At 66.7% G+C, this 15724-nt stretch carries 22 protein-coding genes and 1 pseudogene; 8 read left to right on the top strand and 15 right to left on the bottom strand.

Annotation, left to right across the window (positions count from 1 at the left end):
- From ASG69_RS22780 to ASG69_RS15210, 9 genes and pseudogenes are all read right to left on the bottom strand, one after another.
- Positions 1 to 241, bottom strand: a pseudogene (locus tag ASG69_RS22780) (hypothetical protein); the annotation flags it as partial.
- Entirely contained in the window at positions 241 to 588 is a 348-nt protein-coding gene (locus ASG69_RS15235; RefSeq protein WP_056446102.1) for a WhiB family transcriptional regulator, read from the bottom strand. The gene ASG69_RS15235 and the pseudogene ASG69_RS22780, both read right to left, overlap by 1 nt.
- Positions 585 to 707 carry a hypothetical protein gene (locus ASG69_RS23280; protein ID WP_268788577.1) on the bottom strand — a complete coding sequence of 41 codons (123 nt, stop codon included), beginning with the start codon at positions 705 to 707 and terminating at the stop codon, positions 585 to 587. The genes ASG69_RS15235 and ASG69_RS23280 overlap by 4 nt, the downstream gene beginning before the upstream one ends.
- Positions 704 to 862 (bottom strand): hypothetical protein, encoded by a 159-nt coding sequence (locus ASG69_RS22530; protein ID WP_156380543.1) that lies wholly within the window; start codon positions 860 to 862, stop codon positions 704 to 706. The genes ASG69_RS23280 and ASG69_RS22530 overlap by 4 nt, the downstream gene beginning before the upstream one ends.
- Positions 862 to 1200: a hypothetical protein gene (locus ASG69_RS15230; protein ID WP_056446105.1), complete on the bottom strand. Its 339-nt coding sequence runs from the start codon at positions 1198 to 1200 to the stop codon at positions 862 to 864. The genes ASG69_RS22530 and ASG69_RS15230 overlap by 1 nt, the downstream gene beginning before the upstream one ends.
- A 136-nt stretch (positions 1201 to 1336) precedes the next feature.
- Positions 1337 to 1996 (bottom strand): hypothetical protein, encoded by a 660-nt coding sequence (locus ASG69_RS15225; RefSeq protein ID WP_056446106.1) that lies wholly within the window; start codon positions 1994 to 1996, stop codon positions 1337 to 1339.
- A 67-nt stretch (positions 1997 to 2063) separates the two neighbouring features.
- Positions 2064 to 2297 carry a helix-turn-helix transcriptional regulator gene (locus ASG69_RS15220; protein WP_056446108.1) on the bottom strand — a complete coding sequence of 78 codons (234 nt, stop codon included), beginning with the start codon at positions 2295 to 2297 and terminating at the stop codon, positions 2064 to 2066.
- Positions 2294 to 3076, bottom strand: coding sequence for a phage antirepressor KilAC domain-containing protein (locus ASG69_RS15215; RefSeq protein ID WP_082544547.1), 783 nt, complete (start codon positions 3074 to 3076; stop codon positions 2294 to 2296). The genes ASG69_RS15220 and ASG69_RS15215 overlap by 4 nt, the downstream gene beginning before the upstream one ends.
- A 55-nt stretch (positions 3077 to 3131) precedes the next feature.
- Positions 3132 to 3437 (bottom strand): helix-turn-helix domain-containing protein, encoded by a 306-nt coding sequence (locus ASG69_RS15210; protein WP_235578969.1) that lies wholly within the window; start codon positions 3435 to 3437, stop codon positions 3132 to 3134.
- Positions 3438 to 3632: 195 nt separating this feature from the next.
- On the opposite strand from ASG69_RS15210, the gene ASG69_RS15205 reads away from it, so the two are divergent.
- The 6 genes from ASG69_RS15205 to ASG69_RS15180 all read left to right on the top strand — a co-directional run bounded on the left by ASG69_RS15205 (position 3633) and on the right by ASG69_RS15180 (position 7981).
- On the top strand, positions 3633 to 4529 hold the full coding sequence (locus ASG69_RS15205) for a helix-turn-helix domain-containing protein (RefSeq protein WP_056446118.1): 897 nt from the start codon (positions 3633 to 3635) through the stop codon (positions 4527 to 4529).
- Positions 4526 to 5095 carry a DUF6932 family protein gene (locus ASG69_RS15200; RefSeq protein ID WP_156380542.1) on the top strand — a complete coding sequence of 190 codons (570 nt, stop codon included), beginning with the start codon at positions 4526 to 4528 and terminating at the stop codon, positions 5093 to 5095. The genes ASG69_RS15205 and ASG69_RS15200 overlap by 4 nt, the downstream gene beginning before the upstream one ends.
- Positions 5086 to 5982: a hypothetical protein gene (locus ASG69_RS15195; RefSeq protein WP_056446126.1), complete on the top strand. Its 897-nt coding sequence runs from the start codon at positions 5086 to 5088 to the stop codon at positions 5980 to 5982. Before ASG69_RS15200 ends, ASG69_RS15195 begins: the two co-directional genes overlap by 10 nt.
- Before the next feature lie 234 nt (positions 5983 to 6216).
- The gene (locus tag ASG69_RS23330) at positions 6217 to 6477 is read left to right on the top strand and encodes a hypothetical protein (RefSeq protein WP_321163722.1); all 261 of its coding nucleotides are present in this window, start codon (positions 6217 to 6219) and stop codon (positions 6475 to 6477) included.
- Positions 6474 to 6710 carry a DUF3263 domain-containing protein gene (locus tag ASG69_RS15185; protein ID WP_056446132.1) on the top strand — a complete coding sequence of 79 codons (237 nt, stop codon included), beginning with the start codon at positions 6474 to 6476 and terminating at the stop codon, positions 6708 to 6710. Before ASG69_RS23330 ends, ASG69_RS15185 begins: the two co-directional genes overlap by 4 nt.
- On the top strand, positions 6707 to 7981 hold the full coding sequence (locus tag ASG69_RS15180; protein ID WP_082544548.1) for a site-specific integrase: 1275 nt from the start codon (positions 6707 to 6709) through the stop codon (positions 7979 to 7981). The genes ASG69_RS15185 and ASG69_RS15180 overlap by 4 nt, the downstream gene beginning before the upstream one ends.
- A 74-nt stretch (positions 7982 to 8055) precedes the next feature.
- Here ASG69_RS15180 and ASG69_RS15175 read toward each other — a convergent pair whose 3' ends face one another.
- Positions 8056 to 8694: a YoaK family protein gene (locus tag ASG69_RS15175; protein ID WP_027505624.1), complete on the bottom strand. Its 639-nt coding sequence runs from the start codon at positions 8692 to 8694 to the stop codon at positions 8056 to 8058.
- Positions 8695 to 8734: 40 nt separating this feature from the next.
- Between ASG69_RS15175 and ASG69_RS15170 the strand changes: the two genes are divergently transcribed.
- On the top strand, positions 8735 to 9154 hold the full coding sequence (locus ASG69_RS15170; RefSeq protein WP_056446138.1) for a DUF732 domain-containing protein: 420 nt from the start codon (positions 8735 to 8737) through the stop codon (positions 9152 to 9154).
- Here the strand turns inward: ASG69_RS15170 and ASG69_RS15165 are convergent.
- On the bottom strand, positions 9118 to 10683 hold the full coding sequence (locus ASG69_RS15165; RefSeq protein WP_051613325.1) for an AMP-binding protein: 1566 nt from the start codon (positions 10681 to 10683) through the stop codon (positions 9118 to 9120). The genes ASG69_RS15170 and ASG69_RS15165 overlap by 37 nt on opposite strands.
- A 66-nt stretch (positions 10684 to 10749) precedes the next feature.
- On the opposite strand from ASG69_RS15165, the gene ASG69_RS15160 reads away from it, so the two are divergent.
- Positions 10750 to 11526, top strand: a complete 777-nt coding sequence (locus ASG69_RS15160; protein WP_027505622.1) for a helix-turn-helix transcriptional regulator — start codon at positions 10750 to 10752, stop codon at positions 11524 to 11526.
- On the opposite strand, the gene ASG69_RS15155 is transcribed toward ASG69_RS15160, so the two are convergent.
- The 4 genes from ASG69_RS15155 to ASG69_RS15140 all read right to left on the bottom strand — a co-directional run bounded on the left by ASG69_RS15155 (position 11515) and on the right by ASG69_RS15140 (position 15528).
- Positions 11515 to 12693: a winged helix DNA-binding domain-containing protein gene (locus ASG69_RS15155; RefSeq protein WP_056446140.1), complete on the bottom strand. Its 1179-nt coding sequence runs from the start codon at positions 12691 to 12693 to the stop codon at positions 11515 to 11517. The genes ASG69_RS15160 and ASG69_RS15155 overlap by 12 nt on opposite strands.
- Before the next feature lie 211 nt (positions 12694 to 12904).
- On the bottom strand, positions 12905 to 13153 hold the full coding sequence (locus ASG69_RS15150) for a hypothetical protein (protein WP_027505620.1): 249 nt from the start codon (positions 13151 to 13153) through the stop codon (positions 12905 to 12907).
- A gap of 11 nt (positions 13154 to 13164) precedes the next feature.
- The gene (locus ASG69_RS15145; protein ID WP_027505619.1) at positions 13165 to 14376 is read right to left on the bottom strand and encodes a fatty acid desaturase family protein; all 1212 of its coding nucleotides are present in this window, start codon (positions 14374 to 14376) and stop codon (positions 13165 to 13167) included.
- 30 nt (positions 14377 to 14406) lie between these two features.
- The gene (locus ASG69_RS15140; protein ID WP_056446369.1) at positions 14407 to 15528 is read right to left on the bottom strand and encodes a ferredoxin reductase; all 1122 of its coding nucleotides are present in this window, start codon (positions 15526 to 15528) and stop codon (positions 14407 to 14409) included.
- Positions 15529 to 15724: the final 196 nt, after the last annotated feature.

The raw sequence follows: 15724 nt of genomic DNA, 5'->3' as shown, positions 1-15724 counted from the left end.
CCTGCAGGACGTGGTCGACGCGTGCGTGGGTGATGCCCATGACGCGGGCGACGAGGTCGGTGTGCGGCTCGTCGACCGGTGTGAACGCGGCCAGGGCCATGATGATCTGCGCCATCCGGTGTGGGTCGGATGCGCAACCGCGGGTGAGGCTGTCGAGGATTTGCTGCGGGTCCTCGTCGCGGATCGACAGAGCGATCGCGAGGGCTTCGTTGCCGAGGGTGTCGTGGTAGTTGGCGCCCATCACGCCACCTGCTTCGCGAGTCGGCTCAGCTCTTCGAGCTGGGTGACGCGGCCTTCGCCGGTGGAGGTGAGGAGGATGCCGGCCCACACGCCGTGCTGGGCGTGGGTGTCGAGTGCTCGGCGGGCGCACTGGCGGATGACGGGGCAGGCGGCGCACACGTTCTTGGCGTCGTCGACGGCCGGGTTGGGGAGGTGCTTGCGGCGGTCTTCGGGGAGTCGGCCGATGTGCTCGCGGGGGAAGTGGGAGTCGAGGTCGCCGTCGGCGCATTTGGCGAGGGTGACCCAGTCTTGTTGCGCTGCTTCGGTGATCGTTTCGAACGGGTGCCGTGGTCGGCTGATGGTCCTCATTGGTCGTGTCCTAGGAGTTGGTCTCGGTGGAGGTCGTAGTCGTGGTCCGGGTCGTCGTCGACGTCCCGGAGCCAGGCGGGCACACCGGCGCCGGCCATGGCGAGCTCGTCGTCGGTCATCGCACGGGTCCCTGCTCCTGCGATTCGCCCAGGGCCGCTGCGTAGCCCGCGGTGAACGCGTGGTGAAGGTCGGACAGGTCGTCTCCGCGCGGCTCCCAGGTCTTGCGGTAGTCCGACCACTCGCAGGCCATGTCGAGCTTCTGTTCCTCGGTCATCACCACACCCCCAGCCAACGGCCGATGACGTACGCGCCGGCAGCGACGATCCCGATGCAGCACAGGACAGCCGGGATCGGTCCCCACCGGTCGGAGCGGCCGACGTTCGACCATTCGAGGTCGTCGCCGGATCCCCCGTGCCACAGCTCATCCGGCAGCCACTGCTGCGGCTGGCGCTTCCGGGCGAGGTCGGCGATCTCGTGGCCGGTGAGGAGTTTGTGGGTGCCGTCGACGAGGGCGACGGACCAGATGGAGTCGTTCTGGTCGTGCGGGTTGTGGACGGTCTTGGTCATGGTGACGGCGGGTGTGCCGTCGACGAGGAGGTCGTTGACAATCATCAGTTCCCCTGTCGGGTGGTGGGGGTGCACCGGCGGCACAGGCCGGTGTCGAGGTCGATGTGGAGGCCGATGCCTCGGCGTGCGCACTCGATGCACTCGATGTAGTCCTCGGTCGGGCGCGAAGCGGCCGGGGCGCTCACGACAGGCGCCCGGCGACGCGAAGCAACTCAGCGGCGGCTTCGACCTTGTCCCACAGGCTGCGGTCACCGTTGCGGCGATCGGGGTGCGCCGAAGCGGCGGCACGTCGGTACACCGACTGAGTCGTGTTGGGCGCCCCTTCCGACCGCGGCATTGGCGAGAGGTCGCGCAGGAACCGCTCGGCCGCATCCGCCGACGCGAACAGTGGCTGCTCGATAGCGCCGCCAGCACCGGAGCCGATGGCCTTCCAACCGGTGTACTGCTCCGCGTTACGCGTGACGCCGTAGCGATCGACCTTGCGGAGCGCCTCGAGACTGAGAGCGATCGCGCGCAGGTTGTCCTGCCACGTCGTGAAACGGTCCGACGGGAACGACAGCGGGCCCTTCGTCGACTCGACACTCAGGATGATCCCCGGGTGCTCGGGTCGGGCGTTGGCGCGAGGCAGTCCGTCGAGCCGGAAGTCCTGCTCTCGCATTGCGATCTGCATGACTGCCGGCGCGTTCCGCGTTCCCGGACCGAGGTAGTACAGCTCCCGGTCCAGGAGTTCGAGGGTGGATCGCCACGGGGCCGAGAAGTTCGAGCGTCGCCGCTCCTTCGTGAAGGTGCCCGGCCAGTTCGTTATCGGACGCAGCGTCAGGCCGCTGGGGTAGTCGCTCATGCGATCACCACCGCGGTGACACCGAGGACCGCGAGCACGATGAACAGGATGTGGGGTCGCAGGTACCTCATGACGCCGCCCGCATCGCGTCGTCCCGGCACTGCGCCAGGAACTCGTCGACGTCGGACTCCCGCCACTGCAGCCGGGCGTTCGAGCTGGTGCCGACCTTGAATCCGAGACTGAACAGCGGGTGCTGCCCGTACTTCGCGATCGCACCGTTCGAGCGGAGCGTCAGGATCCGGCTCGGGCTGAGACCGGTGCGGTCCGCGACCTGGCGGATGTTAAGCAGCGACTCGCTCATGCGAGCACCGCCGACATCTCGGTGTTGTGGTCGAGGAGGACGCGCTGCATGCCCTTCGGCGTCACGCGGATCTGTGGCGGATCGAGCACGAGGACGCCGGTCCGCGGGTGGTAGTGCGACTGAGGCAGCACCGAGACGTAGCCGGCCTCGATGGCGGTCTGCCGCGCGCGGTACCGGTTGTCACCCTGGCCGCGACCGATCCAGCCGTACTTCCGATCGAGCAGGGTGAAAAGGCGGTTCTGGCCGACACCCACACCCGCCCGGGTGAGCGCCTGCGCGGCGTCACGGACAGAGAGGTCACCGTCAGCGTCGAGGAACCTGTCGGCGACGGCAGCTTTCGGTTCGAGCTCGGCGATGCGCTCGTCCTTCGCGGCGATCATCGCCTGTGCCTCGATCACGGCGAGCGCCAGGAGCTCGGTACCACGCGGCGGCTGGGCGACCTCGGCCTCACGGGTGCGGATTGCGAAGTACGACTGCGCCGCGGCGATCTCCGGCTTCCGCGGGTCGCCGTTCATCGCGACGAGGTAGCAAGCGAACCGCGTCATCGAGTAGTCGAAGCGCGGCCGGCCGCCGCCGGACTTCTCCGTGACGCCACGAAAAAGGTCGTCGAAGTCGAAGCCCTGATTCTCGGCGGTCACCCGGGCGCGGCCGATGGCGGACTCGAAGTTCTCCCACCGGTCGTAGCCGAGGTTCACCATGAGCTCGCGGGCCGACCACGTGCCGTCGGGGCGTTGCATCGCGTCGAAGGCCGACGGTGTCGGTACGATCATGTCTGACATCTGGTTTCCAATCTGTGTCGTGGCCGTCGCCTGTTCGCCCAGGCGGCGGCCTTACTTATGCGGCGAGTGCAGTCTTCTTCTTGCCATTCCGCTGCGCGGTAGTTGACACCTGGACGTCGAAAAGGACCTCGACGGGGACCTCGAGCGCCTCCGCGATGCGGGTGGCGGTCTTCGGCTCGCAGCTTCGACGTCGATCAGCCAGAAGGTGATCGATGAAGCTGGGATGTACGTCGACGTATCGGGCGAGCTTCCGCGCCGACATCTTCTTGTCGTCCTCGGGGCCAACGAATGCGCGCAGGAGGCCTGGACTCTTCAGCTTCATCCAAGTTCCCTTCGGCCAGCGTCGGTACGGGGTCGTCATCGTGCTTCTCCAGTCTGCTTTGTAGGCGCCTATCTGTCAACCAACAAGCAGCACTCTACTGCCTACCGCTAGGCAGATGTCAACTACTTACACGGATGTATTTCGCCTGCCAGGGGGTTTGCGGCACAATCGCACCTGTCAATCGGTAGGCGGCATCTGGCGCCTACGCGCTCGATGTTCGAATAACCGCTGTAGGTGGATGAAACGGAGACCGTGTTGTCGCAGGAGACCCGCGCCGCGCACGCTTCATCCGTGCCCAACCTCGCAGACCTCATCAGCGCCCGGAAGGCGGAACGCGGCTGGTCGTACCAGCAGCTCGCCGACCGAGTGAACGGTGCTGTCTCACGCCAGCGATGGCAGCAGTTGGGCACAGGTACGCGGATCAAGGAGTTCCCGGAACCGGCCACGATTCAGTCGATCGCTGACGCACTCGAAGTCGACATCACCCTGGTCGTCCTTGCTGTCGCACGAAGCATTGGCTTCGCGGTACGGAACCGAGACTCCTCCCTTGCGGCGATGTTGCCGCCCGGGGCCGCGCACCTCTCATCCGAACAGAGAGATGCCATCCTCGCCGTCGTGCGAGTGATGGCGCCGGCGACAGGAGCCACCGATGACAACACGAGCACGCAGACGAGCACGCCGCGCGATCCGGAGGCTGGCAGCAGCACTCGGATTGGAGCCTCAATAGCTGCCCTTAGTGAGACCCTGAGCGAGGCGGAAGTGAAGACCCTCCGCCAGGTGCGCGGCAAGCTCGCCCATCATCCGGGGGCGCGAGGTGAATCCGTCGCCCTGCTCACAGGGCTACTCGGCCAGTTGTTGGACACCGTGTCGAACCCAGAGCTGGCGAACGCTTGGTGGAACCTGACCCCAGGTACAGACGTGTCCGCGGATTGGTCCCCAGCTCAGCGAGCCGCGATCGAAGAGGGCAAGGCTGCAGCCGCAACTTCGCCGAATGAAGGCGCCAGTGGTGATCGTCGGCACGACTATGAGCTCGCGCGGCGTGCCGGCAAGACGCAAGAACGGGTCCGGCGGGAGACGGAAACACAGCCCGAGGACGAGAGCCAGGGAGACGCGCCGGAGGAAGGCGCGTGACCGGAATACCCGGCCTCGTCGACGGACATCTGCCGCCAGGCCGACACCGCTGCACTCTCGAAGAAGTGCAAGCCGCTTTTGTCGATCACCCTGACTTCGCTGCTTCCCCGACGCGCCCTGCTCTGTTTACCGGGTTCCTTCGCTATCTGCAGGAGTGGGAAGGAATCGAGACCGCGTCCGGCCTTGAGCTCCTCCACCGGGTATGGATCGGGGGAAGCTTCGCCTCCGCCAAGGTTGACCCAGAAGATGTGGACGTCACACCTCTCATCAGCAGGACTAGTATTGAGACACTGCGGGGGCGACCGGGCAGCGGTCGAGTGAAGGGGTTGTTCGAGCAGCGCAAGAACGTGCGGCGGAACTTCAAGGTCGAGCCGTTCGCCGTGCTAGCAAGCCCCTTCACTGCGCTGAAGCTGCAGAACTTGGACGCCCACGACTACGAATACGTCGCATCCAGAGGCATGATGGACGACTTCTGGCAACGCACTACTACGGGCGGCAAGCACGCTATGTTGGCGGAGGACGCGACTCCCCGCCGCGGATACTTGGAGGTGGACCCATGGCGTTAGCTGACCGGTTCCCTCAGCTGAGCGGCGAAGCCGTAGATACATCCTGGTTGCCGGCGCTCGATGCAACCGCCGACGACCTCATCCAATCCGCCCGGAAGTCGCTCTTGTCCGCGGTGCACCGGTTCTCGCCGAGCGCGAGTCTGCCTCTACACGTCGATTTGCGCCTTATAGGACCGTCCGTCACTGGCGGAAGCTTGCCAGCCAGCGCCGCTCCCGTGATCGCGTACTTCCAGCAGGAAGTACTCGCCGCGGCCGCTTCTCAGGCGGTGGAGTTCAGCTTGCAAGGGATTAGTGAAGGTAGCGCAATCGTGCATCTGGCTCCCATATTTGCTAGCTCGCGCCCCAATTCGGAAATTGGCCTTCCTCAAGTATCAGAAGTGGAGAGCGCTATAGCCAAAGTGCTGTCCATTCATGACCGGCTTGAAGATGAATCTCCTCCGAACTCGTTCGCCGCCGAGAAGCGTTCCCTGATGGATCGACTGTCTGACCTGACCAACAGCTTGCGTGATAACGACTTGGCGCTCTCGGTCACGGCTAGCGGAAGCCAAGGCTCCGTACGCGAGTCACACCTGAGTAAACGGGGCATCAACTGGGCGGCGAAGGTCTTTGACTCTCTGCAAGATCCGCCGAGCCGACGATCGATCAGCGGGCTTATCGCTGCCGTCGACATTGAGGGCAGCGTCGTAGTGCGCGGTGGCCCAAGAAATGGACGTATACAAATACAGAAAGTGCCCACGCAGCTAATCACGGATCAAACCTTGGTCGTGGGTAAGTCCGTCACAATGGAGATCGATGAATTGGCGGACGTTGACGGAATGGGGCATCGCAAAGTACGTGCGCGAAACTTTGTCAGTCTCGCCGACCAATTAGAGGCCGAAGCCGACTGAATTACACGAGTGTAATCTCGCCGGCTCGATTCACTGTCGGTAGCGGACCGTATGGTCCGGCCCATGACCCGATGGCACCCGTGGCGACACCTGCGCGAGCACCACCCGGCGACTCCCGTGTCGTTCCCTCATCGGCACACCGCGGGGTGCCTCGGTCGACTAACGCCGGATGGCATTGAGATCGACGGCACTTCCAACCAACGTGAGCGACGCTGCACCCTCACTCACGAGATCGTGCACATCGAGCGGGGTCCCGTCCCCGAGGACGCCTACCTCGCCCTCCGCGAGGAAGCTTGCGTCGACGACATCGCCACCCGACGCCTCATCGACCTCGACGCGCTCATCGACGTCCTCGCCTGGAATCGGTACCGCGTCGACGACGAGGCAGCCGAGGACCTGTGGGTGGACTACCCGACCCTGTTGACGAGGGTCCGCAATCTCACCGACGAGGAACGTCGGCACATCGACAACGAGCTCGCCAGGAGGCAGCCGTGAACGCAACACAGAAGATGATCATCGACTTCGAGGCCCGACACTTCACCCACCGCGGTGACAAGGAAGCCGCGATCGCGGAGACTTTCGACATGACCCCCACCCGCTACTACGCGCTCCTCGCCGACGCGCTCGACGAGCAGTCCGTGCTGGCGTACAGCCCGGTGCTGGTGAATCGGCTGCGGCGCATCCGGGACCGCCGGGTGCAGGCGCGGGCGTTGAGGCGGGCAGGATGAGACCGCCGCTGCCCGTGGGGACGTGGGGCCGGATCTCCCGCACCCAGGTCGCGCCCGGACGGTGGTTCGCCGACACCCGATACCGCGGCCACGACGGTGTCACTCGTCGGGTGCGCCGCTACACCCCGGAGGGTGCAGCGGACCGGACGGGCGCGGCCGCCGAACGCGCGCTCATCGAAGCTCTCACCGAGATGTCGGCGACCGTCGGCGGCGGCGACCTCCGCGCCGACTCCACCGTCACCGCACTTTGGGCGCAGTACCGCGCCGAGCTCGTCGCGAAGGACCGGGCGCCCCGCACCCTCGACCGGTACGCCGACGTCGCCGCGTACATCACCGCCGGCATGGGTGGACTTCGACTCCGCGAGGTGTCCACCCAGCGGGTCGAGGCGCTGATCCGTGAGGTCGAGCGCGAGCACGGCTCGGCGAACGCGAAGACGACGCGGTCGGTGCTGTCCGGGATGTGGTCCATGGCGTGCCGCCTCGGCGCGGCACCGTCGAACCCGGTGTCCGACACCCAGCAGCCGACGACGACCACGAAGAAGAAACAGTCCCTGTCGACGGAGCAGCTGCGTCGGGTCCTCGAGGACGTCCGGACGTCGGAGGTGCCGTGCCCGCCGGTGGTGCGTGGTGAGCAGCAGGAGGCCCGGTACGAGGTGCCGACGCTCGCTCAGTACTGCGCCCGGGCGGACCTCGTCGACATCGTGACGATGTTCTCGGCCACCGGTGTCCGCATGTCGGAGCTGCTGGGCATCGAGTGGGCCGGCGTCGACTTCACCGAGCGGGTGGTGCGCATCGACGGCAAAGTGGTGCGGCACCGCGGTGTCGGCCTGGTGCGCGTCGCGCGGGACGACGACCCGAAGAACACGAAACGGACGCTGGCGTTGCCGGACTACGCGATCACGATGCTGCGGTCCCGGAAGCTGTCGCAGGTGCCGAACCCGCGGGGCTTGGTGTTCGCGTCGTCGGCGGGGACGCTGCGGGATCCGGATGCGCTGAACAAGCAGTGGCGTCGCGTGCGGACGGCGCTGGGTCTGGACTGGGTCACGGGGCACACGTTCCGGCGGACGGTGGCGTCGGTGCTCGACGAGGAGAAGTTGTCGGCGCGTGTGACCGCGGACCAGCTCGGGCACTCGCGGCCGTCGGAGACGATGGACCGCTACATGGCGCGCGGGACGGTGCGGCACGAGGTGGCAGCGATCCTCGATGCCGCGGTCAAAGTGGAGAGTAAGTGGAGAGTGGGCGACCCTGACGGCGACGCCGATGCGGTGTGACCAGCAACAACACTGATCTGGTCCTCAGACTCCCTTGGTCGCAGGTTCGAATCCTGCCGGGGGCACCACGGCGCTCATTCGCCCATCGAGAAGACGACGACGGCAGCCACGAGCACCGCGATCAGCGCCACCACGGGTGCGCCGAGTCCGACGATCGCGAAGGCCGCGGCGCCGAGAATCGCTCCGCCCGCGAGCGCCGCCCACATCAACAGCGGGCGGACCCAGGATTCCGAGCTGCGCCCCTGGATCCGAGCGGCGATCGTGCGTGCCATGGTCACGAGCGTCCCGGTCATGTACGTGAGGCTGATGCCGCCGTCCCGCTCGAACACCGCGTTCTCGGCGCCCATCGCTGCCGCCACGATCAGAGCGGACACCAGGGTCGCGCCGCCGCCGAGGTGCACGACGCCGGCCGCCGCCAGCAGTACCGCGACGAGCAGGAGGACGACGGTCTTACGACGCCGGCCGGCGAGGTCGCCGACGAGCGACCCGGTGACGACCCCGCCCACGAACGACACGATCACCACGAGCCCGACGGACGCCGCACCGAGATGTCCCGCAGTGAGTTCGACGGCCGCCCGAGTGGTGTTGCCCGTCATGAAGGAGACGAAGAAGCCGCCGAGAGCGAGGAAGCCGACGGCGTCGACGAAGCCCGCCACAGCGGCGAGACCCAGCGCCACGTGGGCATCGCGGCGGCGGTCGTGGGTGCGCTTCACGCGGTCATTGGATCACCACGAGAGCGGTAACGTCGCACCGGTGACCCGCCGCACCGCTACCCTTCTCCTCCTCGCGACTCTGAGCGTGGCGGGGTGCGGCGGTGACCCGGCGACACCCCCGGCCGACGACCCGGCTCCGGCGACCTCGACGTCCGAGGCGCCCAGCACGCCGGCGGTGGCCGGTCCCTCCGTGCCGACGGGGCCCGACGCCGTCGCCGCGGACGACCTCTTCATCGCAGGGTTGGACAGTGGCGCCATCGAGTACACCGACCCGGAGACGATGAAGATTCTCGGGCGCGGCATCTGCGCCGAACTGCAGCAGGGGCAGCCGGTGATCGCCGAGGTGGACGCCGTCACGACGGGCAGCCGCGGCAAATGGGACGAGAGCGCCGCGGGCGCCATCGTCGGTACCGCGATCGGCGCCTACTGCCCCGAGTTCCGAGCGCTGCTGCCCGGCTGACGGCTCCGGCGCAGCAGGAAGCGCTGCACCTTGCCGCTGGGCGTCTTGGGCAGTGCGTCGACGAAGTGCACCGTGCGCGGGTAGGCGTGCGCGGCGAAGTTGGACTTCACCAGCTGCTGCAGCTCGGACTCCAACTCGGCGGTACCCGAGACGCCCTCCGCCAGAACGACGTACGCCTCGATCACCTCTCCGCGGATGTCGTCGGGTTGGCCCACCACCGCCACATCCATGACCGACGGGTGTTCCACGAGAACGCTTTCGACGTCGAAGGGCCCGATCCGGTAGCCGGCCATGATGATGACGTCGTCGTTACGCGCGGAGAAGAAGTAGGAGCCGTTCTCGATGCGTCCGGCATCGCCCGTCAGGTACCAGGACCCGTCGTCGGTGAACCGTTCGGCTGTCTTGTCGGGAGCGTCGACGTATCCGGTGAACCACATCAGCGGGCTGCCCGCCACCTCGAAGCCGATCTGATCCTCGACGACTCCGGCGGTGAAGCCCGGCAACGGCTTTCCCATCGAACCAGGGATCAGCGGCTCACGCACCGCGTCGTGCCAGGCGTTGACGATGACCATTCCGTGCTCGGTCTGGCCATAGTGATCCCGCACCGGCACGCCGAGCGCCGTCTCCGACCACACCAGAACGTCCGGCGTCAGCGGCTCCCCCGCCGACGACGCCCGTCGCAACGTGATGCCACCGACCGACGGGTCCTTGCTCAGGCTCCGGTACACCGTCGGCGCCGCCGCGAAGTTGGTGACCTCGAACTTCTGCATCACCGCGACCGTGAGCGCGGGGGTGAAGCCGGCATGCAGCATCAGACTGCGACGGCCCATCGCCATCGGGCCGAGAATGGCGTAGTAGAGCCCGTAGGCCCAGCCGGGGTCGGCGGCGTTCCAGAAGACGTCGTCCTCGGACACGTCGAGGCCGTAGGTCATGTAGGCGACGAACGATGCCAGCGCCGACACGGGCACCGGCACGCCCTTCGGCTTTCCCGTCGTGCCGCTGGTGAAGAGCTGGATCATCACACCGTCGCCGCCCACGGCCACCGAGGCCGCCATCGGCTCGTGCTCACGAACCAGAGCGTCGAAGCCCTCCCCCGTCTCGATCACCGTGATGCCCTCGATCGAGTCGAGCTTCTCGCGCTGGTCGGTCTCGGTGATGACGACGCGCGCCTGCGCGGCCTCGACGCGCATCGCGATCGCCGGAGTAGCGAAGGCGGTGAACAGCGGGACGTGCACCGCGCCGAGTCGCCAGAGCCCGAGCAGGGCGACGACCAGTTCGAGCCGCTTGCTCATCAACACTCCCACGCGGTCACCCCGGCCGACGCCCATCTCGGCGAGGCCCGTCGCGAATCGCGCCGACAGCTCGTGCAGCTCGCCGTAGGTGAGGTCGCGCGCCGTGAGATCGCCTTCGATGAAGGTGAACGCGATCGCCGCCGGGTCGTGGTCGTCGCACAGCAGGGCGGCGAGGTCGGCGTCGGCGGATCCGTAGGTCGCCAGCAGGCGTGCGACATCGTCGGTCAAGGTCGTCATGGTGAGAGTGTGGCGCGGAACACTCGCGGCCCGATACCCTCCGAAGAGGGTAGGAAGACGGAGACCATGATCGACACACATTTCGACGCCGCCGTGGACCGGTTGCGCGCCGGTTCGGGCGTCACGCTCGCTTTCGGCGGAGTCATGACCGCGGGACGGCGTTTGACGCTGCGCCATTTCGCCGGGCAGTCCGTCGGGGCGCTCGACGGTGTCGAACTCGAGGCAGGTCACGGTCTCGGCGGCAAGGTGTTGCAGGTCAATCGCACCGTCGCGCTCGACGACTACATGCGGACTCCGAAGATCAGCCACCGATACGACGCCATCATCTCCGCCGAGGGCCTGCGCGCCATGATCGCCGCCCCAGTCGTCGTCGGGCGGACAGCCGTCGGCGTGCTCTACGGCGCGATGCACACGGCCGGCCACATCGGGGATCGCGTGCTCGACGTGCTGACCCTCGAAGCGGGGGTTCTGGGCCAGGACCTCGCCGTCGACGAGGCGCGGCGCGATGCCGACCGGCTGCGCGAGGACGTCCGTCAGACGTACACGCGGCTGCGGGCGGTCGCGGCACGGTCGGACGCACCCGAGCTCACGTCCGTGCTCGACTCGATGCGCGCCTTCCTGGAACCCGCCGCACCGATACCGTCCGCTCCGCACGTGACGGCCCGCGAGCGGGACGTGTTGTCGTTGGTGGCGCTGGGCCGGTCGAACATCGCCATCGCCGAGGAGCTCGGCCTCACCGTGTCCACAGTCAAGAGCTACATGAAGTCGATCATGGCCAAGCTCGACGCGTCGACCAGACACGAAGCCGCGCACGCCGCCCGGCGTGCAGGCCTAGTTCCCTGATCCTGTCCGCAGAGCCTTCTCGAGCGGAGTCGGAAACGTCGGGGTGATGGACGCGCCGTCGAGATGGGCCTCGAGACGTGCAGCTTCCGCCGCGACCTGCTCCTCGTCGGCCTTCTCGAACAACCGGAACACCACCTCACCGGCGCCGCGTACGGCCCAACCGCCGACCACCTGGCCGTTCGACCACACCGTGGGGCCGACGTTTCCGAACGTGTCGAACAGATCCGGTCGGTACTCGTCCGGCAGGAACCATCGCCGATCCTTCCACCCCATCGGCGTCGGATCCAGCGCGGGCAGCAGCGCCACACCCCCGTCGGCACCGCTGATGTCGCTGCTGCGCAGCATGATTCCCCCACCCGACGACAGCTCGACCTCCTCGACGTCGAGAGCGGCGAGGGCTTTGACGGTGTGGCCCTTGTTCCATCCGGTCCACCACTGGAGGTCCTCGGGAGTCGCCGGACCGAACGCCTCCAGCCAGGTGCGCGCCAGGCGAACTCGCGCATCCGCCTCCTCGATCGGCGGCACACCGTCTGGCCACCACGCGCTTACCGGTGCCCACGTGTGGTGGCGCGAGGTCCAGTTTCCCCGCGGTTCCACGCGCACGATGCGCCCCTCCGCCGACAGCAACGTCAGCAGCGACGACGTCACGTAGCGACGGACGTCGTACTTCTTGTCCGTGGTCGGGAGGAACGCGGTGCGCAGTTCCGGTACGGCGGTGGACAACTCGGCTCCCGTCGCGGTGCCCGACGCAGCCAGTGCCGCATCGACACCCGACTCGAGATGGTCGAGGAACGCCGGCACGTCATCGATCACCGGGTCGGTGGGCAGGGTCGAGAGTTGCTTCGCCAGACGCGTTCTCAGGGTTCTGGCCACCCCGGCGCTCGAACCGGACTGCACGACGGGCATGAACTGCTTGTCGATGACGAAGAGGGTGCGGCGCATCGCCATGACCCGCACCAGCGAGCGGCGGGTGTACAGAGCGTCGCGCACGTCGTCCAGGGTCGCGGTGGTCGATCGCGCCAGAACCTGCAACGACACGCTCGCCGCATCCGTGGCGTGGAGCGCGACGATGCGCTGGACCACGTCCTCGGGCGTCAGCGACGACCCCAGACCCACGGCATGCCGGTGCACCAGGATCTTGCGCCGCTCCTTGTCCGTCACCTTCATCGGGACAGTGTGACCGACCCCGCCGCCGTGCGCACCCATGCCGGGCGCACATACCCCGCGGCGCAGTTCGCGTGGTGCTCCCCCGATGGGGAGTGCACGGGACGAACCGCGGTGCGCGAAGCCCAGCCCAACGGCAACGACCGAGCCGGCACCCCCACACGACAACGGCGCCGCACCCGTCATGGGTGCGGCGCCGTCGTGAGGCCCCGGGTCAGCGACCGTTCGACCGCCTGGACGACTCCTCGAAGTCCCCCTCGATCACCTCGAAGGTGCGCGTGTCGGACTGTGCCCGGCGCGACGCTTCCCTCATCTCGATGCCGTCGGTGACGAGGTCACCGATCTCGCGGGTGACGTCGCGGACTGCCGTGGCGATGATGACCGCGATGCGTCCGACGTGGGTCGCCGCGGACTCGGTCAGTTCCTGCACGGTGTCCTTGTTGCGTTCGAACTTGCCGACCATGGCACTACCTCTCAGGCTGCAGCTTTTTCGCGCTCGATGATCACACCGGTCACCTTGTCCACACCGGTGAACCGGTCGGGAAGGGCGAGTCGGAAGATCTTGCCCCACACAGTACCGATCTGATGGAAGAAGCCACCAGTGTTGTACGGAAGGCCGTACTCCTCACAGAGCGCCTTGACCTCGGGCGCGATCTGCGGGTAGCGGTGCGCGGGCAGGTCGGGGAAGAGGTGGTGCTCGATCTGGTGCGAGAGGTTGCCGGACATGATGTGGAACAGGTCGCCACCCTCGATGTTCGCGGAGCCGAGCATCTGACGCACGTACCACTGGCCGCGGGTCTCCTGCGCGGTCTCCTCGACGGTGAACGTCTGCACGCCCGTCGGGAAGTGGCCGCAGAAGATGATCGAGTAGGCCCACACGTTGCGGACGATGTTGGCGGTGAAGTTGCCCACCAGCGTCGGGACGAACATCGGCCCGGTCAGCGCGGGGAAGACGATGTAGTCCTTGAGGACCTGTCGTCCGGCCTTCTTCCACCAGCCCTCGAGCAGGGGCTTGACGTCGTGCCACTTGCGCTTGCCCTGGATGACGTTCTCGGCCTCCAGGTCGTGCATCATGACGCCCCACTCGAAGAAGGTCATGAGCAGGAACGCGTAGATCGGGTTGCCCAGGTAGTACGGGTTCCACTTCTGCGCGCTGTCCATCCGCAGGATGCCGTAACCGATGTCGCGGTCCATGTCGAGGATGTTGGTGTACGTGTGGTGCATGTAGTTGTGCGAGTGGCGCCACTGGTCACCGGGGCAGGTGTTGTCCCACTCGAAGACCTTGGAGTTCAGGCCCGGCTCACGCATCCAGTCGTACTGGCCGTGCATGACGTTGTGACCGATCTCCATGTTGTCGAGGATCTTCGACAGGCTCAGGGCGCTGACGGCGGCGATCCAGGCCGGCGGGAAGAAGCCGAAGTACATCAGTCCGCGACCGGCGACCTCGAGTCCGCGCTGCGCCTTGATGATCTTGAAGATGTAGTCGCGGTCCTCCTGACCCAGATCCGCGACGGTGCGGGCGCGCAGGTCGTCGAGCTTGCGTCCGAGTTCCTCCACGGCTTCGTAGCTCAGGACGACAGGTCCGTCGGTTCCCGGCTCGTCCATCACGTCGACGCCGGACGTCGCGGTGTCGGGCGCCGAGCTGGAACCGATGAACGGGAGAAAGGACAGTGAGAGTCCGAACATGGTGACCTCCTCTTCGAGTATGTGGATGGGTCAGACGTCGATGTCGACGTCGCCCACGGGGACGGAGATGCAGAGCTGGATTTCGTTGTCCGGATCGGAGTCGAGCTCACCGGTCTTGACGTTGCGGGTGCATCCCGACTTCTTGATTGCCGTGCAGGTGAAGCAGATTCCCATCCTGCAGCCGAATTCCGGTGTCAGCCCGGCATTCTCGGCCTGCTCCAGGAGGGTGGCGCCGTAGTTCTCCGCCTCGACGGACGAACCCGAGAACGACACGGTTCCCGAGGCATCCCCGTCGACGACCGGAACGGCGGTGACGAACTCCTCCGAGAACAACGACTCGGAGAGCCCGAGGTCGTCGAACACCGACCTGACACCCTTCATCAACCCGGGCGGACCACACAGGAACGTCTGCGCCGAGGCGTGCCAGGGTGCTGCGGCGTTCAGGTGCTCGGTGTCGAAGAATCCGTGCAGATGACCACCGTTCTGCTGATCGGTGTACGCGTACAGAACGTCCACGTTGTCGTTCTCGGCCGCGATGCGGTCGAGTTCGGCGCGGTAGCAGACGTCGTTCTCCGTGTAGGCGTAGTGCAGGAACGCCACGCGTCCGGTGTACCCCTCGTGCACCAGCGTGCGCAGCATCGACATCACCGGGGTGATGCCGCTTCCACCACTGATCAGCAGAACGTGGTCCGGCCGCGGGCTCGGGAGCTCGAAGGTGCCCGTGGCCGGCGCGAGATTGACCACGAGACCGGGCTTCGCCGAGGCGACCAGGTAATTGGACACGATGCCGTCGGGCTGAGCCTTGACGGTGAGCTCGATCGTGTCGTCGTCGGTTCCGGCGGTACCTGCCGGGGAGTAGCAACGCGTGTGCCGGACGCCGTCGACCACGACACCGATCTGCACGAAGTGGCCGGCGGAGAACCCCTTCCACTGCCACGTGGGGCGCAGCGTCAGCGTGACGGTGTCGGCAGTCTGGTGACGGACGGCCACCACCTCGGCGCGCATGTCGTCGACAGTCATCATGGGGTCGACGAGTTCGAGGTACCGATCGACCGCGTGCGGCGTCGTCAGCGTCTCGAGCAACCGGGGCCGCAACCTGGACAGCAGCGAACTGCGACGGCCGCGCGATGTGGGGGTGGTGGCGATGCTCAAGTCGTCCTCCTCGAATGACGGGCCGGTGACCGGATCACTTCTCCAGTGCACACTCGTTCACTGGAACCGAGTGTGACAGCCCGTACCGGCAACTTTCAAGGCCAATGTGACGACGGACACGTACCGTGAGCAGCAGTGACCCGCCAGGCTCTCGCGCGGCGGAAGTGCACACCTATACACCGATGTCGGTTAATGT

This window comes from Rhodococcus sp. Leaf225 (genome assembly GCF_001426145.1).
Lineage (GTDB): Bacteria > Actinomycetota > Actinomycetes > Mycobacteriales > Mycobacteriaceae > Rhodococcoides.
The sequence above is the reverse complement of the archived record's forward strand: the minus strand, read 5'-3'. Positions and strand labels throughout refer to the sequence as shown.